Raw genomic sequence first — 16,507 nt, forward strand, 5'->3', positions numbered from 1 at the left:
CTCACCGGCGCTGGCCTCAGTTCCGGTTGGACAGTTTTGAAAAAAACGCTTGCAAAACGTCGTGCGATTAGACGACCCCATCTGCCAACGCCGAAACAAGCGACCTTCGTCGCGCTCGAGGCTAACTTTTGCCTGCTCGTTTCACCCGAATGCTGACGGGACCGCCCTCAGCCTGCTGGATCTCGAACTGGTTTGTTTTCCGGACGAGATCGATGAGTTTTCGGAATCCGAAGGAGCGCGGGTCAAAGTCCGGCGCCAGGTTAAGCAGCTGCTTGCCGACTGTGCTTAGGTTGACCCAGCCATCTTCGGCTTCTTCCTGGACAAACACCCTTTTTGATCAACGGCACGGCGGCGCTTGCCGGTCGGAGGGGCTGAGTTGTCGACGCCGCGCTCTGCCCCTCTTTGACCGCGCCAGGAACAAGATTCTCGGTGTAAATAAACCGACGGCAGGCCTGTCGGAAACTCTCCGGAGTCTTCTGCTCCCCGAAGCCAAAGACATCGATGCCCTGCTCGCGGATTCGGGCCGCTAAACGCGTGAAGTCGCTGTCGGACGAAACGAGACAGAATCCATCGAAGCGCCCACTGTGCAGCAGATCCATGGCGTCGATCACAAGCGTGATATCCGAAGCATTCTTGCCGGTCGTGTAGGCGAATTGCTGCTGCGGAATGATCGCGTGTTTCGCGAGGACATCCGCCCAGGCCTTGGAACGTGTGCCAGAGAAATCGCCGTAGATGCGACGGACACTGGCCTCGCCGATGTTGGCGACCTCTTCGAACAGCCTGTCGACAATCTTTGCCGAAGTGTTGTCGGCATCGATGAGCACCGCAAGGCGCGGTGATCGAGGCTCAGACGTCATGCAACGTTCTCCTCTCCAAATTGGCTCAACCTATCAGCCACTACACTACCGCAATATCAGGCTTTCCTGCTCGGACTTTGGTTGAACCGCATCAGGGCCATTAGAATCGGTCCAACCGAAAACTGGCCGCGCGCCGCCTTTCGCATGAGATCACGCTGATAGCCGCCGGCGTTGCCGCAGATGCTGGCCGATTATATTCTCGAGAGGCGTCAAGGAGGGCGAAGGATCTTTGCCGATGAGACTCGCCTGCCCACTTTAGCGCCCGGTTCGGGGAAACCACCAAGGTCTGGCTTTGGGTCATATGCGCGACGATCGCCCCTATGGTGGGACCAGTCTGCCGATGGGGGTCCATTATTTTGAAGACAGCAGAGGCGCCCGATTCCGTGAAGCGTCATCTCTCTGGACTCACCGGCATCCTGAAAGTTGACGGCTACTATTCCATCAGGCAAATTGAGGCACGTGAACGAGTCGAAAAAGGCCCGAATTCTGGATTTCCAGGCAAATCCAATCTAGGCCGACTGACATTAGTCGTTCGCAAATCCTAAACATCACTGTCGATACTTAATTAAGCAAAATTGCGTCCGAATGACGGAAGGATACGCCCTGTTAGCGTCCGTTGGTGAAAAATTTGTATATCATCTCAAATACTTAACATTCCGCCAACTTGGGCACTGGTGTCTACTGACGACCCCCAGCGCCACCACGCTCTTGCCGGATCCGCCTGGTCAACCAGGCGCACCATCGGCTCGATTGCCTTACCGCCAGCCTCGTCGAGGCCCTAGGTGGAGTCCGGGGGCAGAGCAAGCAGCATGACGTAGAGATCCTCGCATCCTTGCGGGAGTGGAAAGATCGCTCGTCGAAGGTTCGATGCCCCGCAGCGGCGTGGACTAAGCCGCTTGCGCACCTTGACAGGAGTCGCGCCGGTCACCAAGTTTCGGCAAGAGCTGTATCGTCGTCAAAAGGTAGGCCTGCATGACCGACTGGCTAACGCCATGACCATTTGGGCGCGCCTCGCCGTTCAACACGACCTCAGAAGCCGATAGAAATACGCTGCCCTTCAAAGTCACTGCCACGGTCGAGTCCAGCGATCTGTGATCGACCGCCTCCTTGCCGTCGCCTGCGCCATGCTCTCCATGCTCTCCATGCTCTCTCTCTCTCTCTCTCTCTCTCTGCAAATCCGCTTGTTAAACGCTGGGGAGCCCCGCCCCCGCGGAAATACAAGTTTGTCGGCCAGGCCGTGGAATGAACTTCTGCCGATCTGTCGGCGCGAAGCACTATCAGATCGTTATTCAGAGCCCACTGAGGCTACAGAGCTATGCCCCGCCTCCAAAAGCTGCGAGTTTTACGGGGTTTCGGCCACAGAAGGCCGCTGGCGCGATTTCCCGACCTTCGACGCCCCGATGCTTGTTGCAGACCAGATTTCGTGCTGTACGGCCTTCTGTTTCGGACCTAAAACACGCCTGCAAAGGAATCTTTTCTGACACATTTCTTATTTGTACAAACCGCCGCGAAACGCACAAAGGAAACCGATGGCGAAAGCTGCGAACCTCAACCCCCCTCCCCTGCCGCAGAGGCTGATCGGATACGCGCGCGTTTCGACGGACGATCAGCTCAACGACGCGCAGGTCGATGAGTTGCGCGCGGCCGGCTGCCACCGCATCCACCAGGAGCAAAGATCCGGCGCGTCACGCGCGAGACCGGTTCTTGCGAAGCTTCTCAAAGACCTTGCCGCCGGCGATGTGCTCGTTGTCGTCCGCCTGGATCGGCTGGCGCGCTCCGTCAGCCATTTGCTCGACGTCATCGAGGACCTGGAGGAGCGCGGCGTTCATTTCCGCTCGCTGCGCGATCCGATCGATACTTCGACGCCGCAAGGCATGTTTTCGTTGCAGGTGCTTGGCGCTGTCGCCCAGCTCGAGCGCGCGCTGATCGCCGAGCGAACCAAATCCGGCATGCAGGCCGCCAAGGCACGCGGCCGGCTCGCCGGCAATCCGGGATTACGGGAACGGCGGCCGGAGGCGATCCGTGCGGTTTCCGCGGCGCGCGAGCGCGCCTACCTCGACGAGTTGATTGCGACGGCCCAGACGTGGCTGCCGACGGTCCGGCAGCTGCGGCCGCGGCACAGCTGGGACGACGTCGTGCGGATCCTCAATCGCAGGGGCCGCGATTGGACGGTCGAACGCTTGCGCCGGGCGGTTCACCGGATGGTGCGCGAGAAGCTCGCAGACCCGGAGCTGCTTAGCCGCTCCCCGCGTCGGCCGCCCGAGCATCATCTGATGCGGCTGGTTGCCGGCATCGCGATCGCCGATCCCGATCTTTCGCTCAGGGACATTGCCGCTCAGTTGGACCAGATGCAGGAGCGACCGCCGCGTGGCGGCCGGAAATGGCAGCCGTCTTCGGTCAGGGCACTGCTGGACGAAGCCCGCCGACTCGGGTTGGTTCGCTCCTGAGAGTCTGGTTCATAAGGCGACCGAGCTTGCAAAGACGCGTATTGGCGCCAACGAACGGATGACAGCTTCGCGCGCCACAGCCTTCAGCCAAGTAGCATTCGCGTGAGGGCATGCAGCCTGCCCTGCGGAATTGGTACCAACACCACAAAAACCCGGCGCGGGAGGAGGTGCGCCAGGCTTCGATAAGTGACGGACAGCTGGGGAAGATCCGAAGCGGTTCGGGAGGAGGTGAATCGCTTCAGAAATGGTCGAGTCAACCCCGGCCTTTCCAAAAGTTCGCGTGTGAGAAACCGGCCAAGGCCTGCAAATTCTCCGCCGACATCTTGCCGGACTTGCGATCCTTTACCAGCTCATAGCTGACCTTCTGGCCATCGTTCAGGCCACGCATTCCTGCCCGCTCCACCGCGGAAATGTGAACAAAAACATCGGCGCTGCCGTCGTCCGGCTGGATGAAACCAAAGCTTTTCGTCGCGTTGAACCATTTTACCGTACCGGTCGCCATAATGTCTTCCTTCGAGGTCTCGCGGCAGCTGATCAAGAAGGTGCTGTCGCAGGAGAACACGGAGGATGGCTGGGTCAATCTGGGCACGGCCGGCAAGCAGTTTTTGAATCTGTACTGCACTTCGACCCGCGCGCCCTCAGGTTTTGAAAGCTCAGCGATCTTATCTGCAAGACAGATCAGTTTGACGCAAGTCGGCTCCTTGCAGCGCTTCGGTTGAGCAGCAGGAGGAAAGCTCGGGATCGATGGCTCATTCGAGGATCATGCTTCCTGCGCCAGCTAATCTGCCCCACGTACAGATCAGTGTGCCCGACGCGCTCACGTTCGAGTATCGCTAGCCGCTGGCGGCAAATGCTCTCGACTAGGAGAAACAAGGCGTTGGCGCGCTCCATCAGCCAGGACAGCGCCTCCTCCGAGACCTCAAAACGGCGGGAATAGCGAGCCTTTACATAGGCCGCATTGAGAACTCTGAACCAGACGGTGTGAAGGTGCTGTTCGCGCGGCCAAGCCTCCACAAGCCGCCGGTCCCGCTCTTCGGCCAGCCCGCGCAAGAACGTCAGATTATGCGAGGGCAGGCTGTGGTTCGTCAGGGTTAATAGCAGAGCGGAATAAGCGGCCTCAACGGCTTGGTGGAGCAGGAACGCCGCGTGAATATCCCACTTGCGGGAGATTGCCACACGGCTAAGCTCAAGGAACCCTTGGGCGCTGGTGTGTTGCCTGTCGAAATACTCCCTTGCCACCTTGAGAGCATCGCCCGGACCAAGCGCATTCGGTTCCGCGAGCGGCCGCTCGTCGAGTTCATATAGCACAATCCCCTCGCGCAGGATATCGACGAAGAAAAACTGTCCCTCCGCGAGGTAGTTATTGACCTCTCTCGCACCGTGCACAATCAGCCGGACCAGCGGCGATATGGCCTTGTCCCACTTCAACCGGTCGGTGGCCCTGTCCCAGTATTGCGGCTCGGCGAGCTTGCGGCTGCTGACGAGGACGAGAATGTCGAACTCCGAGGTATAGCCCTTCATCGTGTGCGGATCGTCGACAAAGGTGTCGCGGGCATAGGAGCCGAACAGAATGATCTTCAGGATCCGCCCGCGTTTCTTGAAAGCAGTGAAACTGCCCTCGAGCGCATCGGAAAACTCCTCGTGAATGATCTCGACGACGCGGGCGAGCTCCCGCTGCTTGTCTTCCGGCAAATGCTCGAGGGTGGATTTCATGGGGAGTGCTCACGCCAGTGAATCGTCGAATTCCGGGAGGCGGTAAACTGTCGTCTCGGCCTGCCGATCCAACATGTCCTGTTCGCCCGTTGTGCGCGACTAATAGATTTGTTAGCCGCGGTGCTGGGGTGGTTTGCGGAAGGGGCGAGAATCTACGCTCTCATGATCGTCATGGGCGCGGGAACGCGCCGGAAGCCGTCACGGGGTCTGCCCGGCGCGCGGTGGCGCGGGACACGCCCCTTTTAGTCGTCGAGTTTGGTCGCCTCGTCTGCCTCCATGGCAGCGTCGTAGTCCGCGTACCAGTCGCTGTGTTGGGGTGGCGGTCTGGTAGGGATTAACCTCCTCACTCATCCCGGTCTCCGCCGCCGTGACGCCTTCATAGAAAGGCGTAAATACCGGTGCCATCGCTAACTGAATTCTCAGAAGGATGGGCCAGACCATCGCGTCCTGCGTCACGAGATAAGCTGCGTCGACTGCCCAGCGCCACACTTTGTCAAACCGCACTGTTGATTGTCCGTGGCCACAACTGTAGCGGTACACAACTTTCAACTGGCGACCGGTACAGGAGTGTGGGTTTCATATGGAAACGGTAACAATCGGATCCCGAGCAGATTTTGCCCGATGGGCGATAGAGCGCGCTCGATCAATCGTCGTCGATCAGGGTGGTGACCTTGCACTTGCAACACGCGACATGGACGACGCTGCGATGGCCGCCGCAGGAAATGCGCTGGGCCAAGAGATCACTAATGCACTATTGGAAGTGTTCGACGGTCTTCTGGCAGAATGACGAAATGCGTCCTCCTGGCTCGGCTCGGAGGTCACCCAAGTCGCAAGCCCTGAATCGCGATCGTCTGGGCTGCAAGGTGCATTACGAACAACTTTACGCCTCGCGTCGAACAAACAGGCGATCCTCGCCTAGAGACCTAAACTCTTCCTTCAGTAGCAAACGGAGACAATTTAGGATTAACGCCTTGATTCGTCTGCAAAAATATCGGTTTTTGTCAGCTGACAACTTTTCTAGTCTATTTTGGACGCAATACGTCCCCGTTTCTTCGCAGCCAAAAAACCAAAATCTGGTGTACCATTCGGCCTTTCACAGCGTCGTCCTAGCACCTCAGACTCGCAAAGGGATCATCACAGCGCATCAATGATCAAGCCACTTCGCGCGGAACCATCTCTGGTCCGATGCTCGAATGTCTCCGCCAACCACTGGAGCACAATGCTGAGGGAGCCGCGAACTGGTTCGGGAGTGTCCCTGCCTTTGGGGTCCCCCATGCGCCGACGAAAGTTCCTGGCGCACTGTGAGGCCCCCGTACCGTCTCCCCCTGCCGAGACCATTGCAAGCGACAGCGTCAGACATAAGTTCCCCTAGTCAGTTGATTCGACGTACTGATCTGCCGATTTTGTCAGCCGACAACAAGCTGCGCCCAAGAACTGAGGGCATCGGTTCTTGTCGATCAGCTAGGTTCTTCGATCACGAGGCCAATCGATCGCGTCCGCCGCGCGCCCTGAGCAGTGCCGTCAACACCGGCCCCAGCGAAAACTCGCCGCGTTTTGCCCGAGACGTCAGATCCCGCAGATATCCGCCGGGCGAGTTGATGTGCTCTGCTCGCTCCAGAATGCAGGCCATGATGGCGGAGGCATTTTGGGGCCCCATGACCTTGCAGGCATCCTGGTAGGCCGACGGACTGACGCGGAGCGTTGAGCGGACGACCACCGCGGCCTGCATCAAGTCGCGCCAGTTCGCCACTGCGCCTCCGGGGCCATAATCTGAAATGGTTGGGCAAGCCTGCAACACCATTCCCAACGGAAACTCCTTCATCCGCTCGCGCTGCGGGTCTATGGCTTGGCTCGGCTTCTCCCCCCGCTCTTGTCGAGAGCTAGGTTCAAGTTCATTAATGGATTCTGGAGTTGAACTCTGTTTGTGCCGCTCAGTTTGATCAGGATTGGCGCTCAAATTTTCGATTTTTACCCTAATTTCCAGAAGGTTGGAGATTTCCTCGTGCAACATCTCCATCTCTTCGAGGATGGGAGCAACAGTCGCGACGGTCGCTACTCGAGGAATGGTCACCACCAGGCTGCGGTAGTGCTGGTGTATCGCGTCCCAATTTCCGTCCACTCCCTCCTCGAGGGCGACTTCAATCAGCTTAGCGATATCGCGCCGGCAGATCGTCAGGCGCTCGCGAAGTCTACGCAACTGCAGTCGCTCCATCTCGACATTGGCAGCTATTTGCTCGATCTCGCGTGCGCGAGACAGCAACGGAGCTAACGAAAAGCCATAGGCCTCATAGATTGCACCGTCTCCGTCCTTTCGGGCGTAGCGTTTGCCATTTGGGCTATCGCGGCGTGCCAGAAGGCCAGCGCCGACGAGCGCTGCGATGTGGCGTCGCAACGTCGCTTCGGCCATGCCATGCGCGCGAAGCGACAACTGCATGTTAGAGGGAAACACGATGAGCCCGTTTTCCTCGGACAAAGTCGTCTCGGGATAAAAGCTCAAAAGTGCGTTCATAACCGAGAGCGCCCGCTCGCTGATGCCGAGCTTCGGCTTAGCTTCGCAGAGCGCTCGAAACAGCTTCCACTTGTCGGCCGATGTCTCGGGTTCGATTGCACGTGACATATATTCGCTTGCCAACATGCCAAGCGTCATCGATCGGCGCCCGAAGGGCGTCGTCACACTTCCACCTTGCATCTTCTTTCACCTATCTTCAGGCAAAAGACGTCCGCTCACCCGTTCCGGTGCCAAAGACTCTTGACTGCGATTCGTGGAAATGCGATTCTCAGGCTGCTAAACGATGAGAGAGGCTTCCACGATGGTTACCGTCTGGGGGCCTTTTTCTTTTGCGTCCTCAGTCTTCCTTCCGATTACCCTGTGCCAGGAACTCGGCGTAGAGCCGGTCCAGGTTGTCTGCAACATACCGCCCAAAGGGGCCGGCATTCCTTGATTTCATAGACAAGACAAACGCCTTGCCGGAGTTCGAATACTTAGCGGAGACGGTCTTGTCCGCCGGTTGCCAGTTCTCCATGCTCTTGGGAGCCGTCTTCCGCACAGGCTTCGCCGCGCTGTTCAGACCAGAAAACAGGGCATTGAAGCGTTCGTCGGTGCTCAGTTCGTCGAAGGAGGGATCAGAGACGATCGCCCTCACCTTCCCTTCGTTGGCGGTTTTGCCCACAAGCAAGGACAGCTCGACCCAGCGTTCTCGGCCGACCGTCGGGCAGGGCCCAATCCTTGCGATTGTCTCGTCAGGAATGCGATCCGTTACGGCGATCATTTTCGAGATGGCGGCCGCATTGGCAGCAAGCGCCAATCCTATGATTGTCCGGTCATAGCCAAGCTTCTCGAGGTGCGAGGCGAAGTTCGCGCGTTCGATGAAGGAGAGGTTGGCGCGCGCCGAGTTTTCTTGTCCCTGGGCGATAACGTGCGTACGGTCATCCAGCGCCTTTACGACCGCCTTGACCTTGCGGCGGAGCTCACGGGCAACCCGGGCGCGGCGATGTCCAAAGACGATCTGGTAACGGCCGGTCGCCGACGGGTGAGGGCGCACAAGGATAGGCGTATCCTGCCCGCGCTCGGCGATCGCCTGCTTCAACTCCTCGAACTGCTCGGGATTATCGTCCATGCGATCAGAGACGAACGAACTATCGAGTGTCTCAGGTTCGAGTTCGACGACCGTTTCCCCTTCGAGAAATTTGTCGGCTTGGCGCGACAACTCGTCGAGTGAGCGCACCATGCTCTTCGATGCGCCGCGCATCGGATAGGTGGGCGTAACGTCTGCGTGCGGGATTTCCGCTGCGTCTACCAGTCCCGCCAGTAGGTTCTTTCTCGCCATCTGCCTGCTCCGTTTGCCTACGATCTACCGGACCGTCCGGGGGAAGTTTACGCTTCTCAACTGACAACCTTCCTGCCCCAGGAGGCATGGACGAGTTCTGTGATCTCGGCGTTGACCGCGTTCAACGAGTCCATCGCGCGCTCATAGGTGGACCGCGTCATCTGGCTCTTGTCGACTTCGTACAGTGTCTGCTTGGTGATGCCGGCGTCTGAAACCGCTGTCGATTTCAGCATCTGGTTCTTCAGCACGAACTGATGGAATAAGGTCTGCATGAAGCCCACCATCTGCGCCTGCGGCCCGTCCGTTGGCTCGTACCGGGTGATCAGGTAGCGATACCATTCGAGATTGACAGCCGCACCCGCGTCCCGGATAGGCTTCAGGATCCCGCCCAGCATCAAAAGGAACTGGCCCATCGACATGACGTCGAGCATCTGCGGATGGATCGTGATCAGGACGCTCGTCGCCGCAGTCAGCGCGGTGATTGTGAGATAGCCGAGCTGGGGAGGGCAGTCGATAACGACAATGTCGTAGCGGTCGTCGACTTCCGCCAGCGCGCGCGAAATCCGCGTGAAGAAGGTCTTGCCATCATTCGAGCTCTTGTTCGACATCGCAAGCGGCGTGTCGTACTCGTACTCCTGAAGTTCGAGGTTCGCAGGCACAATATCGAGGCCCGGGAAATTGGTAGGCTGGATGATCTCGCTGATCGATCGGCGTTGATCGTCATATCTGAGCGCCTCATAGAGCGAGGGCGACATGTCGAGCTCGGGCTGAAAACCGTGAAGCGACGAAAGTGACGCCTGCGGGTCGAGGTCCACCGCCAAGACACGGTGCCCGGTCAACGCCATGTACTGGGCAAGATGAGCGGCCGTCGTCGTCTTGCCCGAACCGCCCTTGAAATTGACAACGGCAATGACCTGGAGCTTTTCGCCCGTCCGACGGTGCGGCACGTAGTTCCTGGCTTCCGATCGTCCATGCTGATCGAGATACTGACGCAGTTCCACCATCTGCTCGGCACTATAAGAACGGCGACCCGACGACGATGTCTGGGGGAGGGGACCTTTTCCCTCAAGGTGGAGTTTTTTCAGCGTGCTTTGCGAGACGCCCAGGAATTGCGCCACTTCCGAAAGCGAGAACTGGCGAAGCAGTTTCTTGGCATTCGGCGGGAACTGCTGCATGCTCAAAAGATGCAGTTTCTTCGAAATCAGATCGCCCTGTTCGAGGATGAGATCCTCGAAATGCATCGGCTGTGCGGGAGCGACGGACGGCGAATTAGCGTTCATTGCAAGGGAACTCTCGAATAACGGTTTTTCGGCCCGAGAACCGACATAATCGTTATTATGTGCGATTCTAGCCGGCTGACAAGGAATATAGAGTTAACAAGGGGTTAATACCGCCTCCCGAGCGGTCCCGGCTCGCGGGCAAAACACACGTGTTTCTTCTTTATTCCTAGGTACTTAGATGGTCGCTTGCGCTGCGCTGGGCGCCAGCACTTTTCCAGGGGAGAAATACGGCCGTTCGCCGGGCTACGAAACTTCACTGCGAAATAGCGGTCATATTCCTCCCCGCGGCTCACCCGACTCAGTCTTGGCGGATACGTGCGAGTTCTAAGTTGCGGCCCGGACAGACGCCCTGCGTGGCGCATGATCTTGCTGCCCGCATCTTCCTTCGAGCGCACAACTGATTCTACTCGATTTGCTATCGCCATCTCTCCCTCTTGGCGGCTTTCAAGGGTCCGGGAGAACCCCAGGAGGGTTCTTCGCTTTAGTTTTTTCGCTCCGAGGCTTACCCGACGCTTCCGCCAGCTTGATCCCCAACTGTTCTCCTGTGAATCCCGCGATCTCGTGGGGGCCACGCCAACGATCTTCGCTCAAAGCTAACGCCCGAATCACCCCCAGCACAACCCTGTTGAATTCTACAACTGCCCAGCGATTCGGATCCGTGCTCATCTCCGCGACGATTTTCAACGACGGAGAAATTCATGCAGGTTCTCGCGATCTCAAAGCCCCGGAATACCGAAGAAGCCCGGCTTCTCCACAGCCATCATCAGCTGCGCGCCCGCGTCTTTTCCGATCGGTTGGGTTGGGACGTCAATGTTGCAGGAGGCTGTGAGTCGGATGCTTTTGACGATATCCAACCGGCCTACATTCTAGCCGTCGCCAAGATGGGTCGTTTGGCTGGATGTGCCCGCCTCCTTCCTGCATTGGGCCCAACGATGGTGGCGAACGTTTTCCCCTCGCTCCTATCTGCCGGGCAGCTCGGCGCTCATTCATCCATGGTCGAGAGCTCGCGCTTTTGCGTGGACACCTCGCTTGCTGAGGGCAGGGGAGACGGTCCTATTCACGAGGCAACGCTCACCATGTTCGCGGGGATAATCGAGTGGTCGATGGCGAACCGGTTCACCGAGATCGTCACGGTAACGGACATTCGCTTTGAGCGGATCCTCGCCCGTGTCGGTTGGCCGCTTCAGCGCCTTGGCGAGCCAAGAAGGATCGGGGCGACCATGGCCGTGGCCGGCACTCTGCCCGCGAATGCGGACACATTCATGAAGCTCCGCCCCGCCAATTACCGCTCCAACATCACCAGTCATCTTGGCCAAGCAGCTAAGGAGAAATCCGTGACACAGCTTCGCTCCCATCCTCGACTCGTCCGCAAGCTTCAGGAGGCACTTGGCGACCAGCTTTGCGTAGCACTGGACGATAGCAACGTCGTCGAGATTATGCTGAATCCCGATGGAAAGCTGTTCATCGAACGGCTTGGGCATGGCGTGGCGCCGGCCGGAGAGATGTCATCAACTGCGGCGGAAATGGTGATCGGTACGGTTGCCCACGCGCTTCAGTCCGAGGTCGATACGGACCAACCTATTATTTCCGGAGAACTCCCGATCGGCGGGCATCGTTTCGAGGGCCTATTGCCGCCAGTGGTCGCGAAGCCCGCCTTCACGATTCGTCGTCGGGCATCCCGCCTGATCCCGCTCGACGACTATGTTCGCTCCGGAGTCATGACCGAGACCCAGGCTGCGACGATCCGCAGCGCCATTGGCTCACGCCTCAACATCATCATTTCCGGTGGGACCGGTTCCGGCAAGACGACGCTGGCGAATGCTGTAATCTTTGAGATTGTGAAGAGCGCACCAGAAGACCGGCTCGTCATTCTCGAAGATACAGTCGAAATCCAATGCGTGGCTGAGAACGCGCTTTTCCTACGCACGAGTGATGCAATCGATATGGCGCGGCTCCTCAAGAGCACGATGCGCCTGCGCCCGGACCGCATAGTCGTCGGCGAGGTCCGCGACGGCGCCGCACTAACGCTTCTAAAGGCTTGGAATACGGGTCACCCCGGGGGGCTGGCAACGGTTCACTCCAACACGGCTGCCTCCGCGCTTCGCCGCCTGGAACAGCTGACGGCCGAAGCCAGTCAACAGCCGATGCACGAGGTGATCGGGGAGGCTGTCGACCTCATCGTTTCCATCGAGCGTACGCCGCGAGGCCGGCGTGTGAGCGACATCATTCAGGTCGAGCGCTTTGCCAACGGCCAATACGAGATCGAATCCGACCAACTCGTCGAAGAACAGGAGGCGCGACATGTCGCGTAAGAATGAGTTTGTCTCCATCGCGCTTCTTGCTGCGCCAGTCATTTTGGCGTCGGTCGCACCGGCACTGGCCAGTTCAGGCGGTAGTCTGCCTTGGGAAGGTCCGCTCGAGCAGATCCAGGAGTCCATCACGGGGCCAGTCGCGGGCTACATCGCACTTGCGGCAGTCGCGATCGCCGGCGGCATGCTGATTTTCGGCGGTGAGCTGAACGATTTCGCGCGGCGGCTGATGTATGTCGTGCTTGTTGCCGGCATCCTCCTCGGCGCCACGACCATTGTCGGCCTGTTCGGTGCGACCGGCGCTTCGATCAGTCTGAGCGATGATCAGCTCACTTCGACACGCCCGTGTGCAGGAGGGGAAGGGGCTCATGGCTGAGGCGCTATCCGGACGTCACAGCAATCGCATTCACCGTGCGCTCTCCCGGCCGAACCTCCTGATGGGCGCGGACCGGGAATTGGTTCTGATCGCCGGGCTTGCCGCCGTCATCCTGATTTTTGTGGTGCTGACTATTTTCTCGGCGCTCTTCGGAGTTGCCGTATGGATCGTGATCGTCGGCTTGCTCCGCACGATGGCGAAGTCGGACCCGCTCATGCGGCAGGTTTATGTCCGCCATATCTCGTACAAACCCCACTACAAGGCGACCACGTCTCCGTGGCGGCGGTATTGAGGAGCCTGGTATGGTCGCGCTCAAACGCTTCCGGGCAACCGGCCCATCCTTCGCGGATCTCGTCCCCTATGCCGGCCTAGTCGACAACGGCGTTCTTCTGTTGAAAGACGGAAGCCTGATGGCCGGCTGGTATTTTGCCGGGCCGGACTCCGACAGCGCCACAGACCTCGAACGCAACGAGCTATCGCGCCAGATCAACGCAATCCTGTCGCGGCTCGGAACCGGCTGGATGATTCAAGTCGAAGCCGTCCGTATCCCGACGTACGATTATGCCTCGGAAGACCGCTGCCATTTCCCCGATGCTGTCACGCGGGCGATCGACGCGGAGCGCCGGGCTCATTTCGCGCGCGAGAGGGCACACTTCGAGAGCAAGCATGCGCTGATCCTGACTTATCGGCCGCTTGAATCCAAAAAGACGGCTCTCAGCAAATACATCTATTCCGATGAGGAAAGCCGTAAGAAGACCTATGCCGACATGGCGCTCTTCATCTTCAAGAACGCCATCCGCGAGATTGAGCAATATTTCGCGAACACGCTGTCGATTCGACGCATGGAAACGCGAGAGGTTGCCGAGAGGGGAGGGCAGCGCATCGCCCGCTATGACGAGCTGCTCCAGTTCGTCCGATTCTGCATCACTGGCGAAAACCATCCGATCCGATTGCCGGCTGCTCCCATGTATCTCGACTGGATCGCGACTGCCGAACTCGAGCACGGTCTGACGCCGAAGGTCGAGAACCGGTTTCTCGGCGTCGTGGCGATCGATGGTCTGCCGGCGGAGAGCTGGCCGGGGATCCTCAACAGCCTCGACCTGATGCCGCTCACTTATCGCTGGTCGTCGCGCTTCATCTTCCTTGACGCGGAAGAGGCGCGTCAAAAGCTGGAGCGGACCCGTAAGAAGTGGCAACAGAAAGTTCGTCCGTTCTTCGACCAGCTATTCCAGACGCAAAGCCGGTCGGTCGATCAGGACGCGATGACAATGGTGGCCGAAACTGAGGATGCGATCGCGCAAGCGTCGTCGCAGCTTGTCGCCTACGGCTATTACACGCCCGTGATTATTCTCTTCGACAATGATCGGGAGGCATTGCGGGAAAAAGCCGAGACGATCCGGCGACTGATCCAGGCCGAGGGATTTGGCGCGCGGATCGAGACGCTCAACGCAACCGACGCTTATCTCGGTAGCCTACCGGGAAACTGGTACTGCAATATCCGCGAACCGCTGATCAACACCAGCAACCTTGCCGATCTCATTCCTCTCAATTCGGTCTGGTCCGGCTCGCCTGTGGCGCCGTGCCCCTTCTATCCCCAGAATTCGCCGCCCCTGATACAGGTTGCGAGCGGCTCGACGCCGTTCCGGCTGAACCTGCACGTCGATGACGTCGGCCACACGCTGATCTTCGGTCCCACCGGCTCGGGCAAGTCAACCCTTCTCGCACTGATCGCGGCACAGTTCCGGCGCTACGAATGCGCCCAGATCTTCGCCTTCGACAAAGGGAACTCGCTGTTACCGCTGACCCTGGGTACCGGAGGGGATCACTACGAGATCGGCGGCGACGGCGAGGAAGAGGGGAGGGCGCTCGCCTTCTGCCCGCTGTCGGAGCTTTCCACTGACGGCGATCGCGCCTGGGCGACCGAGTGGATCGAAATGCTGGTCGCGCTGCAGGGTATCACCATCGCGCCCGATCATCGTAACGCCATCTCGCGCCAAGTCGGGCTGATGGCGAAAGCACCTGGCCGATCGCTTTCGGATTTCGTGAGCGGCGTTCAGATGCGCCAGATCAAGGACGCGCTATATCACTATACTGTCGACGGGCCTATGGGTCAGCTTCTCGACGCGGAAGAGGACGGCTTGACGCTCGGCGCCTTCCAGTGCTTCGAGATCGAGCAACTCATGAACATGGGCGAGCGCAATCTCGTGCCCGTGCTCACCTATCTGTTCCGTCGAATTGAGAAGCGCCTCGACGGTTCGCCGAGTCTGATCGTGCTGGACGAGGCGTGGTTGATGCTCGGCCACCCGGTGTTCCGAGCCAAGATCCGCGAATGGCTGAAGGTGCTGCGCAAGGCAAATTGCGCCGTCGTTCTCGCAACACAGTCAATCTCAGACGCCGAGCGCTCGGGGATCATCGACGTGCTCAAGGAATCCTGCCCGACGAAGATCTGCCTACCGAACGGCGCCGCCCGCGAACCGGGGACGCGCGAGTTCTACGAGCGGATCGGCTTCAACGAGCGGCAGATCGAGATCGTTTCGAACGCGATTCCCAAGTGCGAATATTACGTCGTCACACCTGAGGGCCGGCGTCTCTTCGATATGGCCCTTGGTCCGGTGGCGCTCAGCTTCGTCGGCGCATCCGGCAAGGAAGATTTGAAGCGCATCCGCACACTTCATTCCGAACACCGCCGCGATTGGCCGATCCACTGGCTTCAGATGAGAGGAGTTCACGATGCCGCATCGCTGCTCAACGTCGAATAGTTTGCTCGCCGGTCTGGCGGTCCTGGCCGTAACTATCACGCCCGCCGACGCAGGGACCGCGATAGGTGCGGCGACCGAGTGGACGCAGCTTCTCAACAATGGGGAGCTGGTTGCACTCGTGGGGAAGTCCGGTGAGCAGGTCCAGAACCAGCTCACGCAAATCAACCAGCTCGCGCAACAGATCGAGACGCAGCTGAACATCTATCAAAACCTGCTGCAGAACACCGCGATGCTCCCATCGCACATATGGGGGCAGGTCGAGAGCGATCTCAATCAGCTCCGAAGCATCGTCGATCAGGGCCAGAGCATCGCGTTCTCCATGGGCAACGCCGATGACGTGCTGCAGCAGCGGTTCCAGAGCTATGCCACCCTGAAGACAGACCTGCCAAGCAACGAGACGTTCTCTTCAACCTATCAGACCTGGTCCGACACCAACCGTGACACGATTGCGAGTACGCTGAAGTCTGCAAGCCTTACGGCCGATCAGTTCGACAGCGAGGAAACCACAATGTCCTCGTTACGGTCGTTGTCAGAGACCGCCGACGGGCAGATGAAGGCACTGCAGGTCGGCCATCAGATCGCCGCGCAGCAGGTCGCGCAAATGCAGAAGCTCCGCGGTCTGGTCGCACAGCAGATGACGATGATGGGAACCTGGCTTCAGACCGAGCAGAGCGACAAGGACCTCGCTCAGGCACGGCGGGAGAAGTTCTTCGGTGCAACGGCGCCATCCACCTCCGGGGGCGAAAAGATGGAGTTAGAATGGTGAGAGCGAAACTGATCCTGATTGCAATCGCGACAATTCTTACCATCGGCAGCGCCAGCGCCTGGTTCATCATCTCGGAAAAGCAGGCAGCGCAGGAGCGCCGCGCGAGGTTCTTCGGCTCACCGAAAGCGTATCCCACGTCGGGCGGCGAGAAGATGAAACTCGAATGGTGAACT

14 protein-coding genes and 3 pseudogenes are annotated in these 16,507 nt (G+C 59.0%); 11 read left to right on the forward strand and 6 right to left on the reverse strand.

What is annotated here, in order from left to right; all coding sequences use genetic code 11:
- Nucleotides 1-121: 121 nt before the first annotated feature.
- Nucleotides 122-857: pseudogene (locus ILFOPFJJ_RS32000) on the reverse strand (NYN domain-containing protein).
- Between the two features lie 180 nt (nt 858-1,037).
- Here ILFOPFJJ_RS32000 and ILFOPFJJ_RS35655 point away from each other — a divergent pair.
- Nucleotides 1,038-1,291: pseudogene (locus tag ILFOPFJJ_RS35655) on the forward strand (IS66 family transposase); the annotation flags it as partial.
- Nucleotides 1,292-2,386: 1,095 nt separating this feature from the next.
- Nucleotides 2,387-3,304 (forward strand): recombinase family protein, encoded by a 918-nt coding sequence (locus ILFOPFJJ_RS32010; protein ID WP_173514481.1) that lies wholly within the window; start codon nt 2,387-2,389, stop codon nt 3,302-3,304.
- A gap of 253 nt (nt 3,305-3,557) precedes the next feature.
- On the opposite strand, the gene ILFOPFJJ_RS32015 is transcribed toward ILFOPFJJ_RS32010, so the two are convergent.
- Nucleotides 3,558-3,806 (reverse strand): cold-shock protein, encoded by a 249-nt coding sequence (locus tag ILFOPFJJ_RS32015; protein WP_173514482.1) that lies wholly within the window; start codon nt 3,804-3,806, stop codon nt 3,558-3,560.
- Between the two features lies 1 nt (nt 3,807).
- Here ILFOPFJJ_RS32015 and ILFOPFJJ_RS32020 point away from each other — a divergent pair, with 1 nt between their 5' ends.
- Nucleotides 3,808-4,023 (forward strand): hypothetical protein, encoded by a 216-nt coding sequence (locus ILFOPFJJ_RS32020; RefSeq protein WP_173514479.1) that lies wholly within the window; start codon nt 3,808-3,810, stop codon nt 4,021-4,023.
- On the opposite strand, the gene ILFOPFJJ_RS32025 is transcribed toward ILFOPFJJ_RS32020, so the two are convergent.
- Nucleotides 3,983-5,017 carry a nucleotidyltransferase and HEPN domain-containing protein gene (locus ILFOPFJJ_RS32025; RefSeq protein ID WP_173514483.1) on the reverse strand — a complete coding sequence of 345 codons (1,035 nt, stop codon included), beginning with the start codon at nt 5,015-5,017 and terminating at the stop codon, nt 3,983-3,985. The genes ILFOPFJJ_RS32020 and ILFOPFJJ_RS32025 overlap by 41 nt on opposite strands.
- Nucleotides 5,018-5,597: 580 nt before the next feature.
- Between ILFOPFJJ_RS32025 and ILFOPFJJ_RS32030 the strand changes: the two genes are divergently transcribed.
- Nucleotides 5,598-5,804, forward strand: a complete 207-nt coding sequence (locus ILFOPFJJ_RS32030) for a hypothetical protein (RefSeq protein WP_173514484.1) — start codon at nt 5,598-5,600, stop codon at nt 5,802-5,804.
- Between the two features lie 687 nt (nt 5,805-6,491).
- On the opposite strand, the gene repC is transcribed toward ILFOPFJJ_RS32030, so the two are convergent.
- The 3 genes from repC to repA all read right to left on the reverse strand — a co-directional run bounded on the left by repC (nt 6,492) and on the right by repA (nt 10,124).
- Nucleotides 6,492-7,706: a plasmid replication protein RepC gene (gene repC, locus ILFOPFJJ_RS32035; RefSeq protein ID WP_173514485.1), complete on the reverse strand. Its 1,215-nt coding sequence runs from the start codon at nt 7,704-7,706 to the stop codon at nt 6,492-6,494.
- A gap of 157 nt (nt 7,707-7,863) precedes the next feature.
- Nucleotides 7,864-8,844: a plasmid partitioning protein RepB gene (gene repB, locus ILFOPFJJ_RS32040; protein ID WP_173514486.1), complete on the reverse strand. Its 981-nt coding sequence runs from the start codon at nt 8,842-8,844 to the stop codon at nt 7,864-7,866.
- Nucleotides 8,845-8,900: 56 nt separating this feature from the next.
- Nucleotides 8,901-10,124 (reverse strand): plasmid partitioning protein RepA, encoded by a 1,224-nt coding sequence (repA, locus tag ILFOPFJJ_RS32045; RefSeq protein WP_173514487.1) that lies wholly within the window; start codon nt 10,122-10,124, stop codon nt 8,901-8,903.
- A 698-nt stretch (nt 10,125-10,822) separates the two neighbouring features.
- Here repA and traI point away from each other — a divergent pair.
- The 7 genes and pseudogenes from traI to trbK form a co-directional block, all read left to right on the forward strand.
- Nucleotides 10,823-11,446 (forward strand): annotated as a pseudogene (gene traI, locus ILFOPFJJ_RS35660) (acyl-homoserine-lactone synthase); the annotation flags it as partial.
- A 12-nt stretch (nt 11,447-11,458) separates the two neighbouring features.
- Entirely contained in the window at nt 11,459-12,436 is a 978-nt protein-coding gene (trbB, locus tag ILFOPFJJ_RS32055; RefSeq protein ID WP_173514529.1) for a P-type conjugative transfer ATPase TrbB, read from the forward strand.
- Nucleotides 12,426-12,809 carry a TrbC/VirB2 family protein gene (locus ILFOPFJJ_RS32060; RefSeq protein ID WP_173514488.1) on the forward strand — a complete coding sequence of 128 codons (384 nt, stop codon included), beginning with the start codon at nt 12,426-12,428 and terminating at the stop codon, nt 12,807-12,809. Before trbB ends, ILFOPFJJ_RS32060 begins: the two co-directional genes overlap by 11 nt.
- Nucleotides 12,802-13,101, forward strand: a complete 300-nt coding sequence (locus tag ILFOPFJJ_RS32065) for a conjugal transfer protein TrbD (protein ID WP_173514489.1) — start codon at nt 12,802-12,804, stop codon at nt 13,099-13,101. Before ILFOPFJJ_RS32060 ends, ILFOPFJJ_RS32065 begins: the two co-directional genes overlap by 8 nt.
- Nucleotides 13,102-13,111: 10 nt before the next feature.
- Nucleotides 13,112-15,568: a conjugal transfer protein TrbE gene (locus ILFOPFJJ_RS32070; protein ID WP_173514490.1), complete on the forward strand. Its 2,457-nt coding sequence runs from the start codon at nt 13,112-13,114 to the stop codon at nt 15,566-15,568.
- Nucleotides 15,540-16,334, forward strand: coding sequence for a P-type conjugative transfer protein TrbJ (gene trbJ, locus ILFOPFJJ_RS32075; protein ID WP_173514491.1), 795 nt, complete (start codon nt 15,540-15,542; stop codon nt 16,332-16,334). Before ILFOPFJJ_RS32070 ends, trbJ begins: the two co-directional genes overlap by 29 nt.
- Nucleotides 16,328-16,504, forward strand: a complete 177-nt coding sequence (gene trbK / locus ILFOPFJJ_RS32080; protein ID WP_173514492.1) for an entry exclusion protein TrbK — start codon at nt 16,328-16,330, stop codon at nt 16,502-16,504. The genes trbJ and trbK overlap by 7 nt, the downstream gene beginning before the upstream one ends.
- Nucleotides 16,505-16,507 lie beyond the last annotated feature (3 nt).

The sequence above is a fragment of the Sinorhizobium psoraleae genome, assembly GCF_013283645.1.
GTDB lineage: Bacteria > Pseudomonadota > Alphaproteobacteria > Rhizobiales > Rhizobiaceae > Sinorhizobium > Sinorhizobium psoraleae.